Origin of the sequence: Mesorhizobium sp. CA8, from assembly GCF_020164955.1 — a bacterium.
Classification (GTDB): Bacteria; Pseudomonadota; Alphaproteobacteria; order Rhizobiales; family Rhizobiaceae; genus Mesorhizobium.
The window spans coordinates 32,189-48,078 of sequence record NZ_JAIUHG010000017.1 but is presented as its reverse complement, the minus strand read 5'-3'; the positions used below and the strand labels follow the sequence as shown (position 1 = coordinate 48,078).

19 protein-coding genes and 1 pseudogene are annotated in these 15,890 nt (G+C 64.4%); 8 read left to right on the top strand and 12 right to left on the bottom strand.

Annotation, left to right across the window (positions count from 1 at the left end; translation table 11 throughout):
- Positions 1-108: 108 nt before the first annotated feature.
- From LB553_RS18905 to LB553_RS18895, 3 genes and pseudogenes are all read left to right on the top strand, one after another.
- Positions 109-222: pseudogene (locus tag LB553_RS18905) on the top strand (FCD domain-containing protein); the annotation flags it as partial.
- Positions 223-304: 82 nt separating this feature from the next.
- Positions 305-577, top strand: a complete 273-nt coding sequence (locus LB553_RS18900; protein WP_224515725.1) for a hypothetical protein — start codon at positions 305-307, stop codon at positions 575-577.
- A gap of 12 nt (positions 578-589) precedes the next feature.
- Positions 590-844 (top strand): hypothetical protein, encoded by a 255-nt coding sequence (locus tag LB553_RS18895; RefSeq protein WP_224515723.1) that lies wholly within the window; start codon positions 590-592, stop codon positions 842-844.
- Positions 845-872: 28 nt separating this feature from the next.
- Here the strand turns inward: LB553_RS18895 and LB553_RS18890 are convergent, their stop codons facing one another.
- Together LB553_RS18890 and xseA are read right to left on the bottom strand one after the other, a co-directional pair.
- Positions 873-1,991, bottom strand: coding sequence for a P1 family peptidase (locus LB553_RS18890; RefSeq protein ID WP_224515721.1), 1,119 nt, complete (start codon positions 1,989-1,991; stop codon positions 873-875).
- Positions 1,992-1,998: 7 nt separating this feature from the next.
- Complete coding sequence (xseA, locus tag LB553_RS18885; RefSeq protein ID WP_224515719.1) at positions 1,999-3,564, bottom strand: exodeoxyribonuclease VII large subunit; 1,566 nt, start codon at positions 3,562-3,564, stop codon at positions 1,999-2,001.
- A gap of 72 nt (positions 3,565-3,636) precedes the next feature.
- Here xseA and LB553_RS30570 point away from each other — a divergent pair, with 72 nt between their 5' ends.
- The gene (locus LB553_RS30570; protein WP_263484127.1) at positions 3,637-3,768 is read left to right on the top strand and encodes a hypothetical protein; all 132 of its coding nucleotides are present in this window, start codon (positions 3,637-3,639) and stop codon (positions 3,766-3,768) included.
- A gap of 2 nt (positions 3,769-3,770) precedes the next feature.
- Here LB553_RS30570 and LB553_RS18880 read toward each other — a convergent pair whose 3' ends face one another.
- Positions 3,771-4,727, bottom strand: a complete 957-nt coding sequence (locus tag LB553_RS18880) for a LysR substrate-binding domain-containing protein (RefSeq protein ID WP_224515716.1) — start codon at positions 4,725-4,727, stop codon at positions 3,771-3,773.
- A gap of 182 nt (positions 4,728-4,909) precedes the next feature.
- On the opposite strand from LB553_RS18880, the gene LB553_RS18875 reads away from it, so the two are divergent.
- Positions 4,910-5,200, top strand: coding sequence for a DUF1127 domain-containing protein (locus tag LB553_RS18875; protein WP_224515713.1), 291 nt, complete (start codon positions 4,910-4,912; stop codon positions 5,198-5,200).
- Between the two features lie 266 nt (positions 5,201-5,466).
- Here LB553_RS18875 and LB553_RS18870 read toward each other — a convergent pair whose 3' ends face one another.
- The 6 genes from LB553_RS18870 to LB553_RS18845 all read right to left on the bottom strand — a co-directional run bounded on the left by LB553_RS18870 (position 5,467) and on the right by LB553_RS18845 (position 10,174).
- Positions 5,467-5,691 (bottom strand): type II toxin-antitoxin system HicB family antitoxin, encoded by a 225-nt coding sequence (locus LB553_RS18870; protein WP_224515710.1) that lies wholly within the window; start codon positions 5,689-5,691, stop codon positions 5,467-5,469.
- 83 nt (positions 5,692-5,774) lie between these two features.
- The gene (locus LB553_RS18865; RefSeq protein ID WP_224515708.1) at positions 5,775-5,927 is read right to left on the bottom strand and encodes a hypothetical protein; all 153 of its coding nucleotides are present in this window, start codon (positions 5,925-5,927) and stop codon (positions 5,775-5,777) included.
- Between the two features lie 29 nt (positions 5,928-5,956).
- Positions 5,957-6,976 carry a DUF937 domain-containing protein gene (locus tag LB553_RS18860; protein ID WP_224515706.1) on the bottom strand — a complete coding sequence of 340 codons (1,020 nt, stop codon included), beginning with the start codon at positions 6,974-6,976 and terminating at the stop codon, positions 5,957-5,959.
- Between the two features lie 101 nt (positions 6,977-7,077).
- A complete protein-coding gene (locus LB553_RS18855; protein WP_224515704.1) occupies positions 7,078-8,451 on the bottom strand; it encodes a glutamate--cysteine ligase in 1,374 nt (457 codons plus the stop codon).
- Positions 8,452-8,658: 207 nt separating this feature from the next.
- Positions 8,659-9,393, bottom strand: coding sequence for a 16S rRNA (uracil(1498)-N(3))-methyltransferase (locus tag LB553_RS18850; protein WP_224515702.1), 735 nt, complete (start codon positions 9,391-9,393; stop codon positions 8,659-8,661).
- A 133-nt stretch (positions 9,394-9,526) separates the two neighbouring features.
- Positions 9,527-10,174, bottom strand: coding sequence for a hypothetical protein (locus tag LB553_RS18845; RefSeq protein WP_224515701.1), 648 nt, complete (start codon positions 10,172-10,174; stop codon positions 9,527-9,529).
- 86 nt (positions 10,175-10,260) lie between these two features.
- Between LB553_RS18845 and LB553_RS18840 the strand changes: the two genes are divergently transcribed.
- Both LB553_RS18840 and LB553_RS30565 read left to right on the top strand, forming a co-directional pair.
- A complete protein-coding gene (locus LB553_RS18840; protein WP_224515700.1) occupies positions 10,261-10,959 on the top strand; it encodes a type 1 glutamine amidotransferase in 699 nt (232 codons plus the stop codon).
- Positions 10,960-11,251: 292 nt separating this feature from the next.
- Positions 11,252-11,383: a hypothetical protein gene (locus LB553_RS30565; RefSeq protein ID WP_263484136.1), complete on the top strand. Its 132-nt coding sequence runs from the start codon at positions 11,252-11,254 to the stop codon at positions 11,381-11,383.
- A 49-nt stretch (positions 11,384-11,432) separates the two neighbouring features.
- Here LB553_RS30565 and LB553_RS18835 read toward each other — a convergent pair whose 3' ends face one another.
- From LB553_RS18835 to LB553_RS18825, 3 genes are read right to left on the bottom strand one after another with little or no spacing between them, the layout of a single operon-like run.
- Positions 11,433-12,203: a metallophosphoesterase gene (locus LB553_RS18835; RefSeq protein WP_224515699.1), complete on the bottom strand. Its 771-nt coding sequence runs from the start codon at positions 12,201-12,203 to the stop codon at positions 11,433-11,435.
- A gap of 59 nt (positions 12,204-12,262) precedes the next feature.
- Positions 12,263-13,399, bottom strand: coding sequence for an alpha-hydroxy acid oxidase (locus LB553_RS18830; RefSeq protein ID WP_224515698.1), 1,137 nt, complete (start codon positions 13,397-13,399; stop codon positions 12,263-12,265).
- Between the two features lie 23 nt (positions 13,400-13,422).
- Positions 13,423-14,226: a FadR/GntR family transcriptional regulator gene (locus LB553_RS18825; RefSeq protein ID WP_224515697.1), complete on the bottom strand. Its 804-nt coding sequence runs from the start codon at positions 14,224-14,226 to the stop codon at positions 13,423-13,425.
- 208 nt (positions 14,227-14,434) lie between these two features.
- On the opposite strand from LB553_RS18825, the gene LB553_RS18820 reads away from it, so the two are divergent.
- Positions 14,435-15,757 (top strand): DUF3422 family protein, encoded by a 1,323-nt coding sequence (locus LB553_RS18820; RefSeq protein ID WP_224515696.1) that lies wholly within the window; start codon positions 14,435-14,437, stop codon positions 15,755-15,757.
- Positions 15,758-15,890 lie beyond the last annotated feature (133 nt).

The following is a 15,890-nucleotide window of genomic DNA, read 5'->3' as shown; positions in this document are numbered from 1 at the left end:
AGCGGCGTCTTACGCCGAGCCGACGCTCAAATGGTCGGGGAATCCTGGCGATAGGATTGCCGCCCATTTTCTGAGCCTGCTTGCGGATCGACGCCTGGCGCCACCTATTGCAGCGAGCACCAACTCGTCCTGGATGCCCTGCTGGCGCGCGACTCCGAAGGCGCCAGCGATGCCATGCTGACGCATCTGAGGACCGTCGAGCGCAATCTTCTGGGGAGGTAGCCGCCCGGATGGCGGACCCCGAGTCGACATTGCATGAGGATGCCACTATATAGCGCCTGCTCCGGCTGAGGCCGGGGCAGCATTGGCCGGGAAGCTGCGATGCGGTTTTGATACGAATGCGCCGTCAAAGTTAGAAAAAGCAGGCAAAAACAACAACGGTTACCGTTTTTCCATCCCGACCAACGATCCCATCATTCTCAATGATCTGAACGTGCACCTCGAACCCTTCCATTCCTTCGGCTTCGCATTCCATTGGCAAGATGTCTTGCCGATCGAGGCCGACTCGGCTCGAATGGGCATGCATCCTCTGCAAGGGGTGCCGAGGTTCATGGCTACCAACCGGCTTGGCCGCTAGGGAAGAAGCAGTATGAGTGAACATGCGATCGAGTTTTTGCGCGGATGGATTGGCGAGAAAGTCCAATGCCAGCATTTGCCGATCAAGATCGACAAGCAGGCCGAGACCCTTGCCAAGGAATGCTGCGCCAAGGCCGCCGAGGCAGGCATTCTGCTGGAGGATATCCAGGAAGAGGTCGGCGATATCCAGGAACTGATCGCGTCGCGCCTCGAGGAAGCCGTTGAAGAGGGCAGCAGCGAAGCAAGGCCCGACAAGCCGGCGGAATAAATACCCGCTGGCATGGGCCGGCGGCGCTCTATCCGAATTTTTCCTTCAGCCATTCTTTGGGCAGCGTCGGCACGAAATTGCCGTCGCGTCCCGTCATGTCTTCATTGGCGGTGAGCGCGTTGAGGATCGCTTCCTCCACCGCTTGCACGACCGCGTCGAAGAATGGGTCAATGTCGACGTCCGGGATGAAATCCGCGTGGGCGATGCGGCCTGAAGGCGCCAGCGCGGCCTCGGCATTGGCGGTCGAGAAGGCGAGAAAAATATCGCCAGAACTATGGTAGCCATAGCCGCCGGTCATGGCGATGCCGAGCGGCACGCGCCGGGCGAGCCGCTTCATCTGATGCGGCAGCAATGGCGCGTCGGTGGCGACGACGGCGATGATCGATCCCTTTTCAGCCCGCGGCGTGCCCTCGCGGATGGCCGGCTGGGCCAATTCCGGGCCGACACGCCGGCCGCGAATGGTGAAATTGTGCCTTTTGCCGAAATTCGCCTGCACGAACACGCCGAGCACGTGGCGTTTGCCCTGCCATTCGACGATGCGCGAGGCGGTGCCGGACCCGGCCTTGAAGCCGAAGCTTATCATGCCGGTGCCGCCGCCGACGCTGCCTTCCTCGATGGCGCCGCCGCTGGCGCTGTCGAGTGCCGCGGTCACATGGTCGACGCTCACATGATGGCCGTTGATGTCGTTGAGGAAGCCGTCATAGGTCTCGGCCGCCACCGGCAGGCCCCAGCCTGTGTCGAGCGCGGCCGGCAACACTTTGTGCATCCAGCGCAGCGAGGCGTCGCGGGCGACGCCGCAGGAATGCGTGTTGGTGACGGTGACCGGGAAGTTGAAGGCACCGGTCTCCTCGATAATGTGCGTGCCCGTCAGCTCGCCATTGCCGTTCTGGCTGAACACGCCGGCGAAGACCGGCGTCGCGAGCTCTTGAACCGGCCTTGGCAGGATGGCGGTCACACCGGTGCGCACCGGGCCGTTGCCGACCTGCAGCGGGCCTTCGCCGGAAATCAAAGTCGTGTAGCCCACCGACACGCCCGGCACATCGGTGATGGCGTTGAAAGGGCCCGGCGTGCCGTCGAGCGCGATGCCGAAGGCGCGCAGGCGCGGCTTGCCCGACGGGGTGCGAAGATGCGGGTCGTGGTTGCTCATGCGATCCTTAGAACAACGAGCCCTGGTTGCCCGGCTCCTTGGCCTTGGCGGGCGATTTCGCGGCCAGCTTCGGCCGCGCGCCGCCGGAGGTCGCGATGGCCTCGGCAGTGCCGTCCGCGAATTCCAGCTGCAGCGCCGCGCCCGGCGCCAGCTCCGCGACCCCTTTGACGACGGCGCCTTCGGCATCCTTGACCAGCGCGAAGCCGCGCGCCAGCACGGCCTTGTGCGACAGCGTCGACAAGAGACGGTCGGCCTGGGTCAGCGCCGCGCGCAGCCGATCGAGACACCGCGCCAATGCCTGGTCCTGTCTGCGGCCCAGCCCGGTCAGCGTATCGGCCCGCAGCTTCTGCCGCCGGACGATCGGCCCCGGCGACAGGCGCATCGAATTGCGCTGGAAGCGCGCGCGCCGCTCGCGCACGATGGAGAAGAACGCCGCGCGGGCACGCGCGATGTCGCGGCCGGTCAGCGTGCGCGCCTCATTGAGGCGCCGCGACAGGGTCGCCGGCGTCAGCCTTTGCCGCTCCAGCGTCGCCCGCTTGCGCTCGATATTCACCGTCAGCCCGCGGCCGAGGCGGCTGGTCGCATCGTCGAAACGGCGGCGCGGCAGCGCCAGCAACTGGTCGGGCGAGGGGAGCGCGCGCGCCGCCGCGCGCACCGCCTGGCGCTTGCGCTCCAGGTGCCGCGAGGCGCAGGCGTTGAGCCGCGCGCCGAGGCTGGCCAAGGTTGCCTCCAAGTCCGCCCTGACCGGTACGGCGATCTCGGCTGCGCCCGTCGGGGTGGGCGCGCGCATATCGGCAACAAAGTCGATCAGAGTCGTATCGGTCTCGTGCCCGACGGCCGAGATCACCGGGATGGCGGACGCCGCAACGGCACGCGCCAGCCCTTCGTCGTTGAAGCCCCAGAGGTCCTCGAGGCTGCCGCCGCCGCGTGCCACGATCAACAGATCGGGCTGGCGGATGGGTCCGTCCCATGTCAACGCGTTGAAACCGTTGACGGCCGCGGTCACCTCCCTGGCCGTCGTGTCGCCCTGGACCCTCACCGGCCACACCAGCACATGGAGCGGAAACCGGTCCTTGATGCGATGGATGATGTCGCGGATCACCGAGCCGGTCGGCGAGGTGACGACGCCGATGACTTTGGGCATGAATGGCAGCCGCCGCTTGCGGCCTGCATCGAACAAGCCTTCGGCCTGCAGCCGGCGCTTGCGCTCTTCGAGCAGCGCCATCAGCGCGCCCGCGCCTGCCGGCTCCAGATTGTCGATGACGATCTGATAGTTGGATTTGCCGGGGTAGGTCGTCAGTCTGCCGCTGGCGATCACCTCCATACCTTCCTCGGGGCGGAATTTCAGCCGCGCCATGGCCGTCTTCCAGACAACCGCATCGATCCGCGCGCGGTCGTCCTTCAAGGCGAAGTAAGCGTGGCCGGAGGAATGCGGCCCGCGATAGCCGGAAATCTCGCCACGCACCCGCACATTGCCGAAAGCATCCTCGACAGTGCGCTTCAGCGCGCCGGAAATCTCGCTCACCGTGTATTCGGTGGCGTTGCTGCGTGATTCGGTTGCTGTTTCACTCATTTGGCGATTGGGGGACGCTTATCGGCCGGCGTCAAGCTGCGACAAACATCACTAATATTATACAGCAGCTCGTTGACGCGTCAGGTCACGCTGACCGTGCTGACGCTCGCCGCTTTGCTGTCGCCGCCGCTGGAGCCCGGCCAGTTGCTTGCGCTGCCGGGTGTCTCGTCAGCCGATCAGGAGCGCTCCGCCGCTCGGGCCTGACTTTACCATCCAGGCATGATCTGGTTTGCCTTGACCCGTTTCATCTTGGCAAAGGCGAGCGCGGCGAAGTCGAAGCTTCCCGCCTCTTCGCCGACCGGCACGGAAATGTTGTCGAGGCTTTCGGCGATGTGACGGGCCAAAGCGTCGACGATCTCCGGCTGCGAGGTCTGGCCGCGCATGATGCCGATGCGGCAATCCGGCAACTGGCCGAAGCCGTCGGCCTCGCCGAGCACGCGCATGCCGGGCCGAAGCGCGCATTCCGGCAGCACCGAGACCGCCAGGCCGGAAAGCACGGCCGCGGTAATGACGGTGGCCGAGAAGCTGGAAAACAGCACACGATACTCGCGGCTCTGGCGGTCGAGCACGTCGACCGCGGCGCGCCGCCAGATGCAGTTCGGCCGTCCGAACGCCATCGGCAGGATCTCCTGTTCATGCGTAGCGTGGTTGGCTGAGGTGACCCACAAAAGCGGCTCGCGCCGCACCACTTCCGACTGGCCGCGCGTGTCGTTATGCGTCACCAGCGCCAGGTCGAGATTGCCGCGCTTGATGTGCTCGACCAGCCCCGGCGTCGGCTCGCAGACGACCGTCAGCTCGACGCGCGGGTTGGAGCGCGAGAAGCGCGCCATGATCTCGGGCAGGAAGCGGTCGGCATAATCATCCGGCGTGCCGATGCGGATCGTGCCTTCCAACCGCTGGTCGTCGAAGGCGGCAAGCGTCTCGCGGTTGAGGTAGATCAGCCGCCGCGCATAGGAAAGCAGCCGGTCGCCCTCCTCGGTCAGCTTGTTGGTGCGGCCGTCTTTTTCGAACAGCGGCTTGCCGATGCGCTCCTCCAGCCGCCGCATCTGCATCGACACGGCTGACTGTGTCCGGTGCACCTCTTCGGCCGCGCGGGTGAAGCTCCCTGTGTCGGCGATCGAGATGAAGGTCTGCAACTGATCGAGGTCGAGCGGCGCTTTCATCGGTCCAACCTATCATTGATGTTGATGTTAGAGATTAAAAACATTCGTTGGATTAATCAATCGCGCGATGGCAAATTGGCATTGTCCACATGACAGCATGTGAATGGAAACCGGAACGGCGCTTCTCCCAAGGCGCCGATTGCCTGATTTCGTCCGCTCGACTCCTGGAAGGAGAGACTGACATGACCACGATTGAATTCGCTTCCGAGACCCCGCGCATCACCACGCGTCCGGCCGTTGCGACGCGTGTTCTCAATGCTCTCGCCAACGCCTATGTCGCGTGGAAAAACCGCCGCGCCTTCTATCGCCTGGGCGAGATGTCGGACGCCGAGCTTGCCGATATCGGCCTGACGCGCTCCGACCTTCATGTCGCCGTCGCCGTGCCCTTCGGTCGCGATCCGACGGTGAAGCTGCGCGCCATTGCCAGCGAGCGCGCCGACACGATCGAGGATCTTGCTCGTCAGGTAGCGTGAACGGTCTCGTCGAACCTTTTCACGGCTCGGCGCGACCAAGTTTCATGCAGGCTCCCACACTCCCTGCCGGTTCCCCGCCGGCCAGCCTGCACATTGCCCGGTTCCCCTCCAGGACCGGGCATTTTTTTGACCGCGCCTCTCTCCACACCGCCACCCTCAATTCCACCCCAAAGCCAAGACGGAGCGAGGCCTCGCGACTAAATCGCTCCGCGAGCCTGTCCTCGCTAACTGCGCAACAGGCCCTCTCTGGGAGGCGTCTCAGGGGATCAGGCGAAAGCCAATTTTCTCGACGGTCTTGGCACTGACCGGCCAAGTTCATGCGCAGCTTCTATCCAAGCCGCGATGGCATCCTGAACATTCGCGATGGACTCTTCGGGAGTTTCGCCATCGCTCACGCAGCCGGGAAGATCCGGGACATAAGCGGAGAACCCGCCACCGTCCTCAATCGAGAGTGGTGCGATGACGACAGGATATTCAAGCTTGTCCGTCATGCTTTTTTGCCTCGTCAATAAACGATACGAGTTTTCGGATATATACGGGCTTGATCGGGCGTATGAAAGACACCGTCAAAATGTCAGCCATTGTCGTGTGGTAGATTTTGTAATGCGAACCGCCCGATCTCGGCGGCACTCATTGAATGCCGGCCTTCGTCGCAAACTGCTTTAACATCTCGCATCGACCAGTCGCCGCGGGGATTGCGGCGCATTTGTTCGAGTCTCTTGCTCACGCAAGTCGTTCCGGGGGGCGTTCGACAACTCACCGCCGGTCCATGTCGCGCTTGAACTGGTCGAAGATCGTGCTGACGCTCTTCTCATATTCGTCGCGCTGCTGAGCGCCGGTCTCGAACATCTTGCCGAAGATGTCGTCGAACGGGTTTCGCGGCCGGCCGCTCGGGTTGGTCTGCGGCTGTTGCGGGGCGCTCTGTCGCGGCTGCGGTGCCGGCTGTCCCCCGGGCAGGCCGAAGCCGCCGCCGCCTTGGCGCAGCATCTCTTCGAAGATCTTGCCGAGCGGGTTGTCGCCATAGGGGCTTTGCGTCTGTGGCGGTTGAGTCTGCTGCGGCTGCTGCGTCGTACCGCCGCCGAACATATCCTGCAGCACCTTGCCGAGGGGATTTTCGCCATAGGGGTTGGGCGATTGCTGCGGTTGGGACTGGGACCCACCGCCGCCGAACATATCCTGCAGCACTTTGCCGAGCGGGTTCTCGCCATAGGGATTGGGCGCCGGCTGCGGCGCCTGGCGTTGCTGCGGCGCCGGCGCGACGCCGCTTTGCCGCATCATCTGCTCGATGATCTCGCCGAGCGGATTGTTGCCGCCACCGAAACCGCCGGCGGCCTGCATCTGCCCCCCACTCAATTGAGTGTTGGTCTGCTTGAACAGCCCGCCCATCATCATCGAGGCCATGGCCGGCAGCATCTGTTGCAGCACCTGCTGGCTCAATCCCGTCGCCTGCGCGGCCTGGCTCGCCACGGCGCGCGACAAATCCTTCGAGCCGAACAGGTGGCCGAGAATGCCGTTGCCCTCATCGATGCCTTGCGGCGAAAAGGCCCTGGTAGCGTCCTCGAAATACTTGGCGTGCTGGCCGCTTGCCATCGCCGTCATGAAGGCGCCGAGACCGTAAGGGTCGGCCGTGTTGCGCTGCAACCCTTGCGAGAAGGCGGGCAGAAGTGCCTGCACCGCGGCCTGCGTCTGCTGCATCGAAAGCGCGTATTGCTGTGCCAGCGCCTGCATGCCGGCGCCGTTCTGGGCCTGGGTGAAAATATCGAACAGGGAAGGCATTTGGGTTCTCCTCCGAGAATATCCTCGTGAGGAGCCTAGTTCGTTTCCATCACCGATTGAAGCGGCTTTCGGTGGCCAACTCCTCGGCGCATGCCTGACAGTTAATACGCATACTCCATGAACACCGGCTCGATCGAGCCGCCCCAGCGCGTGTGGTAGGCCGACAGCATCTCCTCGGCGCTGGTGGTGCCGCGCGCCACGACCTCGTCCAGCGTGTTCAGGAACGACGTCTCGTCATAGCCGTCGCGGTTCTTCTTGCCGCGGTTCTTGAGGCCCGTGCGGGAGATGGCCAGCACGTCTCGGGCGACGTCGCGCAAGGTGGCATTGCGGAACGGTGCGGAAATGCCGAGCTCCGGCACGGCGTTGCGCATTGCGAGCGCCTCTTCATAGGTCCAGCTCGAAGTCAGCGCCTCGGCGGCGTCCAGCGCCTGCTCGTCATAGAGCAGCCCGACCCAGAAGGCGGGCAGGGCGCAAATGCGCCGCCACGGCCCGCCGTCGGCGCCGCGCATTTCGAGGAAACGTTTCAGGCGCACGTCGGGGAACAAGGTCGAGAGATGGTTCGCCCAGTCGCCCATCGTCGGCAGGCCGTCGGGGATTTCATTGCGCGCAGCGCCCGCCATGAACTGGCGGAAGGTGTAGCGCGTCATGTCGTGATAATGGCCGTCGCGGATGACGAAATACATCGGCACGTCGAGCGCCCATTCGACATAGTCGGCAAATCCGAAATCGGGCGAGAAGCAGAATTCGAGCATGCCGGAGCGCTGGTTGTCGGTGTCGCGCCAGATATCGCCGCGCCAGCTCTGCAGCCCGTTCGGCCGGCTCTCGGTGAAGGGCGAGTTTGCAAACAGCGCCGTCGACAGCGGCTGCAGCTTCAGCGACACCTGCATCTTGCGGCGCATGTCGGTCTCGCTCTCGAAGTCGAGATTCACCTGGATCGTGCAGGTGCGGTACATCATGTCGAGGCCCTTGGTGCCGACCTTCGGCATGTAGCGCGTCATGATCTCGTAGCGCGACTTCGGCATTTTCGGCGTGTCGGCCAGCGACCATTTCGGGCTGCCGCCGAGGCCGAGAAAGCGGATGCCGAGCGGCTCGGCGATCTCGCGCACCTGCGCCAGATGCGCGTTGCCTTCGCGGCAGGTCTGGTGGATCGACTCCAGCGGCGCGCCGGAAAGCTCGAACTGACCACCGGGCTCCAGCGAGATCGCGCCCTGGCCGGTCGGCTCGACCAGGCCGATGATGCGCCCGGCATCCATGATCGGATCCCAGCCGAGCTTTTCCTGCATGCCTTCCAGGATGGCGCGGATGCCGCGCTCGCCTCCATAGGGCACCGGCGCGTTGCCGTCGATATAGAAGGGGAATTTCTCATGCTCGGTGCCGATGCGCCATTTTTCGCGCGGCTTGTTGCCGGCGGCCAGGTAGCCGACCAGTTCGTCGACGCCTTCGATGGGCTGGGTATCTGTTGTGTCGCGCGCCATCTAGCCCCTCCGTGCGCATGATCTCCGAAAACCGATACCGATTTCCGCTGGACGTCCTGCGCAAGTCTTTAAGTGTTACAGCGCCCTTTGCTCCAGGAAAAGGTGGCGCGGGTGCTGCAGAGGCCGGACGGCCGCCGGCGCTAGATGGACGAAATGTCAGTAGCCGATCAAGCAAAAAATCCTGAGCCAGGCCTCAACAGGATTTGATCACCAGTCGCCGATCGTCGCCTGGATCACCGCCAACGCCGCCACCGCTGCGGTGTCGGCGCGCAGGATGCGCGGCCCGAGCGGGATGGCGGTGACGAAAGGCAAGGCCCTCAGCATCTTGCGCTCGTCCTCGGAAAATCCACCTTCCGGGCCAACCAGAAGCGCAAGTTTCTTCTCACTGACCGCTTGCAGGGCCGGCAGCGGATTGTTGGTCGAGGCATCCTCGTCGCAGAAGATCAGCCGCCGCTCCTTGTCCCAATTGGCAAGCAACCGTTCCAGCTTCTCCGCTTCTCGCATTTTCGGCACCGCCAGGATGCCGCATTGCTCGGCCGCTTCAACCACATTGGCGCGCAGCCGATCGATGCCGGGCTTCGCCACCTGCGTGTGCTGGGTGATGACCGGCTGCAGGGTGCCGGCGCCCATCTCGACAGCCTTCTGCACGAGGTAGTCGAGCCGGCCCTGCTTCAGCGGTGCAAAGCAATAGACGAGATCGGGCAGCGGCGGCTGCGGCCGCTGCAGTTCGAGCACCCTCAGCCGGACCGCTTTTTTGGACTTCTCGGCGATCGACGCCGACCATTCGCCGTCGCGGCCGTTGAAAAGCAGGACTTCGGCGCCTTCGCCGAGCCGCAGCACATGGGCGAGATAATGGCTTTGCTGTTGCCCGGCATCGAATTCGAGACCCGAGCCCAGATCGTCCGGCACGAACAGCCGCTGCATTTTGTAGTTGGCGCGCATGGCTCAAGCAGGTTCCGCAAAAGTGTCCCGCGGTTTTGCGATCAGAACCTGCGAAAAACAAGGGAATCTAAGCAGATATTCGTGGGACATCCCACGGATATCCGCTTGGCAATGAGCGAGGCCGGCTGCGGCGTCAAGCATCGGCGGTTGGATGCCAGACCGGTGCAAAGCCTTGCCGCAGCACCGCGATGGTGGTCGCCGGCGTCAGCAGGCGCAACGGTCGGTCGTCCAGGCGATCGAAGGCAATTGGACTGGCGTAGCCCGCGAACGACCATTTGCGTGCCGTACCGGCACGCAGCACATAGGCAGCGTCGCCGTGCGCGATCATCGTTCCGTCCGGCAAGCCGCCGAGCTCCGGTGCGGCCACGGCAGGCGGGCATCCGCCTGAGGCCAGCCGCTCCTTGTGGAGCCTTTTATCGACCATCGGCGCGCGCGGCTCAGCAATGCCGAACGCCTCGCCGAAGCGCTTGACGAACTCGGTCGCTCGTTCGCGTTGGCAGAAGAAGCAGGGCCGGTGGCCGGCAGTCAAAGCCGTCACCTCGTCGAGGAAGAACAATTCGGTCCAGCCGGCTTTTCCTCCCGGCCTGTTGCGGCCCATCGGCTCGCGCCGCACGTTGCGGAACTGGCAGGCGCAGATGATCCAGGCCGGCAACGCCCAGCGCTTCCTCAGCAGCGTCTTGGTCTCGGGATCGTGGATGATGCCGCGGTTGCCGGTGAACAGGCCGCGTTCTGGCACGGCATGGATGGCGCCGAAGGGGTCGATCCGGTTCTGCAGTGGCATAGCTTTCTCTCCGGCACGTATCTTGGCTGAAATACAAGCTGCATGATATCGCTCGCCCCAGCGTTTTCATGTCAGCAGGATTCTAGATGCGCGTGCTGGTGGTCCAGAACTACGACAATACCGGCCTCGGTCAGGTCGGTGCCGCTCTGGCCGAAGCGGGCGCCGATCTCGACCTGCGGCGCCCCTACCAGGGCGATCCGTTGCCGGAGGATGCAGGCGGGCATGATGCGATGGTCTTGCTGGGCGGCGGGCAGAATGCGCTGGCCGACGAGGACTATCCCTATTTTCCGGCGCTTCTCGAGCTGACGCGCGATTTCGCGGACAAGGGCCGCTCGGTGCTCGGCATCTGTCTGGGAAGCCAGCTTCTTGCCCGCGCGTTCGGGGGCGACAACCACATCGGCGGCGCCACCGAGTTCGGCTGGCACAAAGTCTCGCTGACGCCGGCCGCCAAGTCGGACCCGGTGCTGGCGGCGCTGCCCGAGAAATTTCCGATCTTCGAATGGCATGACGACACCTTCGCGCTGCCGGAAAACGCCGTGCGGCTGGCCGGCAGCGAGGTGGCCGAAAACCAGGCCTTCCGCCTCGGCCGCGCTGTCTATGGCTTCCAGTTCCACTTCGAGGCGGATACGCCGATGGTGCGCGACTGGAGCACGTCCTTCGCGGCCACGATCGCCGAGCGCCATCCCGACTGGAACGATCGCCTCGGCGACGAGCTGGCCCGCAATGGCGCCGACGCGGACGCTGCCGGGCTGGCGATTGCCCGCGCCTGGGTCGCTACGATCTGATCATCCAGGCCGTCCTCGCCGGGCGTGGCATAATTGACACGCCCGGGGGCTTCCGCCTGGGGATAACATTCTTCTTTCTTGGTTTGTGTCCGGCCGCTCTTCTAAGAGGGCGCGCTTCGTATCGTCGGTGCAACCGCCATGAACCTTTTGTGTGATCCAGCCGACACACCGGTGATACAGAATCTGCTTAGAAGCGCGAAATCGTCGAAAGATTGAGACGCATTTTATCGTTTCAACGCATTGGTAACCGCCTCGTGCCCAGATGCAGAAACCTTAACCAGAGATGTCGTCCGTGAAAGCAGCTCTCCTGTCTTTTGTCATGCTGTCTGCCATCGTCGTGTGCGGCCTCGGCATTTATGCTGCCGATGCAGCCAACAATCACCAAGCCGTCGACGGCTACGGCGTCACCGTCGCGCTTCGCTAAAGCCTGATCCTTCCCGATCGACGGAAGCTGATCCCACGCCGGATCACGGCTAGAACGCCTTTCCTTCGGCTGTCAGGATACGCTTTTCCGCGCCGTTGACGACGAGCGCGCTCAGCGTTCCCGAATGCCAGGCGAGCGTGTCGACATTGACGCGGTTGGCCAACACTTCAGCCTCCGGCACCGGTGTGTGGCCGTGCACGATCACCTTCGGATAAAGGCCGGGGTGGTCATGGAAGGCGTCGCGGATCCAGATCAGGTCCTGCGGGCTCTGGCGGTCGAGCGGAATGCCGGGCCTGATGCCGGCATGGCAGAAGAAGAAGTCGCCGAAGGTCACCGAAAAGGACAGCGAGCGCAGGAAGTCGACATGGGCTTGCGGCACCGCTTCGACCAATGCCGCGTGTCCGCGCGCCAGCGCCTCGTCCGGCCTGCCGAACCAATTGCTGCCGGTCGAGAGCTTCACCCCGTATGACGCCGCGGTCTGGACCCCGCCATAGCGCATGAACAGCCCGTCCGGGTCCGGACGGTCGAGAAAATCGAGGAAGCCGATATCGTGATTGCCGGCAAGCATCAGGTTGCGCGGATCGCGCGCTCGCGCCTCGATCAGGAAGTCGATGACGCTTTTGGAGTCCGGTCCCCTGTCGGTATAGTCGCCGAGATGGATGATGCGCCAGTCGCTGGATGCTGCGTATTCCAGCTCGCTTTCGATACGGCGGTGCATGGCGGCGAGCAGGTCGTGGCGGCCATGCACGTCGCCAATCGCGTAGAGACGCATGCCGTCCGGCCCGCGCGCGTCGAGATAATGGATGCCGGTCTCAGTCAAGGCGAGCGTTTTCCCGTGTCGTTCATCACGGGAAACTAGGGCGGATCGGTGAACAAGGCCTAGCGCCGCAACTGGTCCTTGCCCATGTCGGTTACCAAACGCTTACCGCAGAGCGCCAGCGTGATGTCCATTTCCTTACGGATGATTTCGAGCGCCTTGGTGACGCCGTCCTTGCCCATCGCGCCGAGGCCGTAGAGGAACGGCCTGCCGATATAAGTGCCCTTGGCGCCGAGGCAGAGCGCCTTGAGCACGTCCTGACCGGAGCGGATGCCGCCGTCCATATGGACCTCGATCCGGTCGCCGACCGCATCGGCGATTTCTTCCAGCACCGAGATCGAGGAGGCGGCGCCGTCGAGCTGACGCCCGCCATGATTGGAGACCACGATCGCATCGGCACCGGTCTCGGCCGCCATCAGTGCGTCCTCCTTGTCGAGGATGCCCTTCAGGATCAGCTTGCCGCCCCAGCGCTCCTTGATCCAGGCGACGTCCTTCCACGACAGGTGCGGGTCGAACTGCTCATTCGTCCAGGACGACAGCGAAGAGACGTCGCCGACACCCTTGGCGTGGCCGACGATGTTGCGGAAGGTGCGGCGCGGCGTGCCGGCGATCCCCAGGCACCAGCGCGGCTTCAGCGCAAGGTCGATGATGTTGGCAAGCGTCATCTTCGGCGGCGCCGAAAGCCCGTTGCGGATATCCTTGTGGCGCTGTCCCAGGATCTGCAGATCGAGCGTCAGCACCAGCGCCGAGCACTTTGCCGCCTTGGCGCGGTCGATCAGGTTGAGCACGAAATCCTTGTCGCGCAGCACATATAGCTGGAACCAGAACGGCTTTTTGGTCGCCGAGGCGACATCCTCGATCGAGCAGATGCTCATGGTCGACAGCGTGAACGGTACGCCGAACGCTTCCGCCGCCTGCGCCGCCAGCATCTCGCCGTCGGCATGCTGCATGCCGGTCAGTCCGGTCGGCGCAAGCGCCACCGGCATCGCCACCTTCTCGCCGATCATGGTCGATTCCAGCGAGCGGTTGCTCATGTCGACCAGTACTCGCTGGCGGAATTTTATTTTGCCGAAGTCCTCTTCGTTGGCCCGGTAGGTGCTCTCCGTCCAGGCGCCGGAATCGGCATAGTCGAAGAACATCTTCGGTACCCTGCGGCGTGCCAGGTCCTTGAGGTCGGCGATGGTGAGGATGTCGCTCATGGTGGTCCCCGCTAAATCTGTGCTTAGGAGCGTTTGCGTGTAGGTTCGGTTTCGCCGGCTTCCGAGCGCTGTCTCAGCCTCAGCCGCGACACCCGCTGCCAATCGCCGCTGCGCTCGGCTTCAGCCATCGAGCGCTCGACAAAGGTGATGTGGTCCATCGCCGCCTTGCGCGCCGCGACCGGATCGCCGGCCTTGATCGCGGTATGGATCGCCCGGTGCTGCTCGAGCAGCGCCTCGCGCGCGCCGGGCACGCCGAACACCAGAAGCCGGTTCTGGAACACGCCCTCCGACAGCAGCCGGTAGCAGGAGCGCAGCGTGTGCAGCAGGATGATGTTGTGCGCGCATTCGCACACCGCATGATGGAACTCGACGTCGATTTCCGCCTCGTCGTCGAAATCGCCGGTCCGGTGCGCCTCGTCCATCCGCGCCATGATGCGGTCGAGCAGAGCCAGATCCTCTGGCGTCGCGCGGCGCGCCGCATATTCGGCCGCCACCGCCTCGATCTCGCGCCGGTATTCCAGATAATCCGTCACCGCCTTGCGGTGCGTGGAGATCAGGTCCGTCACCGGCTTGGTGAAGAGCTGGCCGATGACGTCGGCGACATGCGTGCCGCCGCCGGCCTTGGTCGTCAGCAGTCCGCGGCCTTCCAGCGCCTTCAGTGCATCGCGCAGGATCGGCCGCGATACGTCGAACTGGCGCGCCAGCTCGCGCTCGCCGGGCAGCCGGTCGCCGGTGCGCAGCACGCCTTCGAGGATCAGGCTTTCGATCTGCTGCACCACCTCGTCGGCGGTGCGCGAATGCTCGATCCTGGAGAAAATGTCGCTCAAAGGGGCGCCTGGAGAACGGGACGGAAGTAGCCCAGACTAAAGCGTCGGTGGCCAACTGGTCAAATTATTTATCCAATTTGTCTGGTCCGATCGGATCGCTTGCCGCGCCTCCCCATCCCGAAGCCCTGATATTTGCTGTTTACGCGTCCCGCCGATTACCGCAAGACGAGCGGATTGCACGATGGGTCGAAAATCAGGGGGACCAGCCGTGTCGGACGAGACGTCCAAGCTCGAATTCCAGCCGCGCGCGCAAGGCAGCGTGATGGGCTTCCCGGCGCATGAGGGGCGACCTGGCGCGCTGGGCGAGGTCCACGCCCGTCCGCACCCGCTGATCGAAAAACCGCGGGTGCTCATCCAGCTTTCTTTCATGACCGAGGGCGGCGCCGCGGTCGACCATGCTGTGCTCTCGGAACTGTCGCGGCGGCTGGGCATCGCCGCGCCCGAGCGCTATGCGCGCCATCATGCCATGAAATGGGGCAAGGGCACGCTGCGCTGGGAACGGCATACGGAATTCTCGACTTATCTCTGGGAGGGGCCGCTGGCCGAAAACGGCCGGGCCCAGGAGGATTCGCCCTTCGGCAATGGCTTCTCGCCGCCGGGCACCGTGATTTCCGGCATCCGCCTCGAGATCCGCAAATGGACACAGGCGAGTGAAAAGCTGATCGCCGGCTTTGACCCGACCAGCCTGGGCTATTCGCTGGTCGAGCGGGGCGCCGCCGCCATCATCACCGATTTCCGCCAGGACGGCGATGGCCTGACCCGCATGCTGGTGCTCGATCGCGGCCTGACGCCGGCCAGCACCGGCGCCTTGTCGCAGCGGCTGATCGACATCGAGACTTATCGGACGCTGGCCATGCTCGGCCTGCCGATGGCGTTGACGCTGTCCGGCCGCGCCCGTCGCATCGAGGACCGCCTCGCGCAGACGACGCTGGAAATGAAGGCGGTCGAGACCCGCGACAGCCAGACGCTACTCGCCGATCTCACCGAACTTGCCGCCGAGCTCGAGGCCGACGCCGCGTCCAGCCTCTACCGCTTCGGCGCCAGCCGCGCCTATGACGGTATCGTCACCGCGAGGCTCCAAGCGCTGGATGAAGAGCCGGTGCAAGGCTATGACACCTGGGCGGGCTTCCTGCTGCGGCGCATGGCGCCCGCCATGCGCACCTGCCGCTCGGTCGAGGAGCGCCAGGCCAACCTGTCGCGGAAACTCACCCGCGCCACCACGCTTCTGCGCACCTGGGTCGATGTCGATGTCGAGAAGCAGAACCGCGACCTGCTCGCCTCGATGAACAACCGCGCCCGGCTGCAACTGCGCCTGCAGCAGACAGTCGAAGGCCTGTCGGTCGCCGCCGTGTCCTATTACGTCGTCGGCCTCATCGGCTATGTGGCCAAGGGCGCCTCGATCTTCGGTCACGCTTTCGCGCCCGAAGTTGTCACCGCGGCCTCCGTCCCGGCCGCTATCCTGCTGGTCTGGTGGGGCGTGCGCCGCGTGCGGAAAATGCATTCCGAGCCGGCGAAGCATCCAGGCGAGTAAGCACCTCTTTTACCTCCCCCTTGTGGGGAGGGTCGATCCGCATAGCGGATCGGGGCGGGGGTGCTCGTAAAGCGCCTCGTGGCCCCCACCCCGCTCACTTCGTTCGCGACCCTCCCCGCAAGGGGGAGGGTAG

Bases quoted from the DNA above. Each gene is read 5' to 3' on its own strand.
- LB553_RS18895 (WP_224515723.1), top strand. From the start codon at position 590: ATGAGTGAACATGCGATCGAGTTTTTGCGCGGATGGATTGGCGAGAAA.
- LB553_RS18890 (WP_224515721.1), bottom strand. From the start codon at position 1,991: ATGAGCAACCACGACCCGCATCTTCGCACCCCGTCGGGCAAGCCGCGC.
- xseA (WP_224515719.1), bottom strand. From the start codon at position 3,564: ATGAGTGAAACAGCAACCGAATCACGCAGCAACGCCACCGAATACACG.
- LB553_RS18880 (WP_224515716.1), bottom strand. From the start codon at position 4,727: ATGAAAGCGCCGCTCGACCTCGATCAGTTGCAGACCTTCATCTCGATC.
- LB553_RS18875 (WP_224515713.1), top strand. From the start codon at position 4,910: ATGACCACGATTGAATTCGCTTCCGAGACCCCGCGCATCACCACGCGT.
- LB553_RS18870 (WP_224515710.1), bottom strand. From the start codon at position 5,691: ATGACGGACAAGCTTGAATATCCTGTCGTCATCGCACCACTCTCGATT.
- LB553_RS18860 (WP_224515706.1), bottom strand. From the start codon at position 6,976: ATGCCTTCCCTGTTCGATATTTTCACCCAGGCCCAGAACGGCGCCGGC.
- LB553_RS18855 (WP_224515704.1), bottom strand. From the start codon at position 8,451: ATGGCGCGCGACACAACAGATACCCAGCCCATCGAAGGCGTCGACGAA.
- LB553_RS18850 (WP_224515702.1), bottom strand. From the start codon at position 9,393: ATGCGCGCCAACTACAAAATGCAGCGGCTGTTCGTGCCGGACGATCTG.
- LB553_RS18845 (WP_224515701.1), bottom strand. From the start codon at position 10,174: ATGCCACTGCAGAACCGGATCGACCCCTTCGGCGCCATCCATGCCGTG.
- LB553_RS18840 (WP_224515700.1), top strand. From the start codon at position 10,261: ATGCGCGTGCTGGTGGTCCAGAACTACGACAATACCGGCCTCGGTCAG.
- LB553_RS18830 (WP_224515698.1), bottom strand. From the start codon at position 13,399: ATGAGCGACATCCTCACCATCGCCGACCTCAAGGACCTGGCACGCCGC.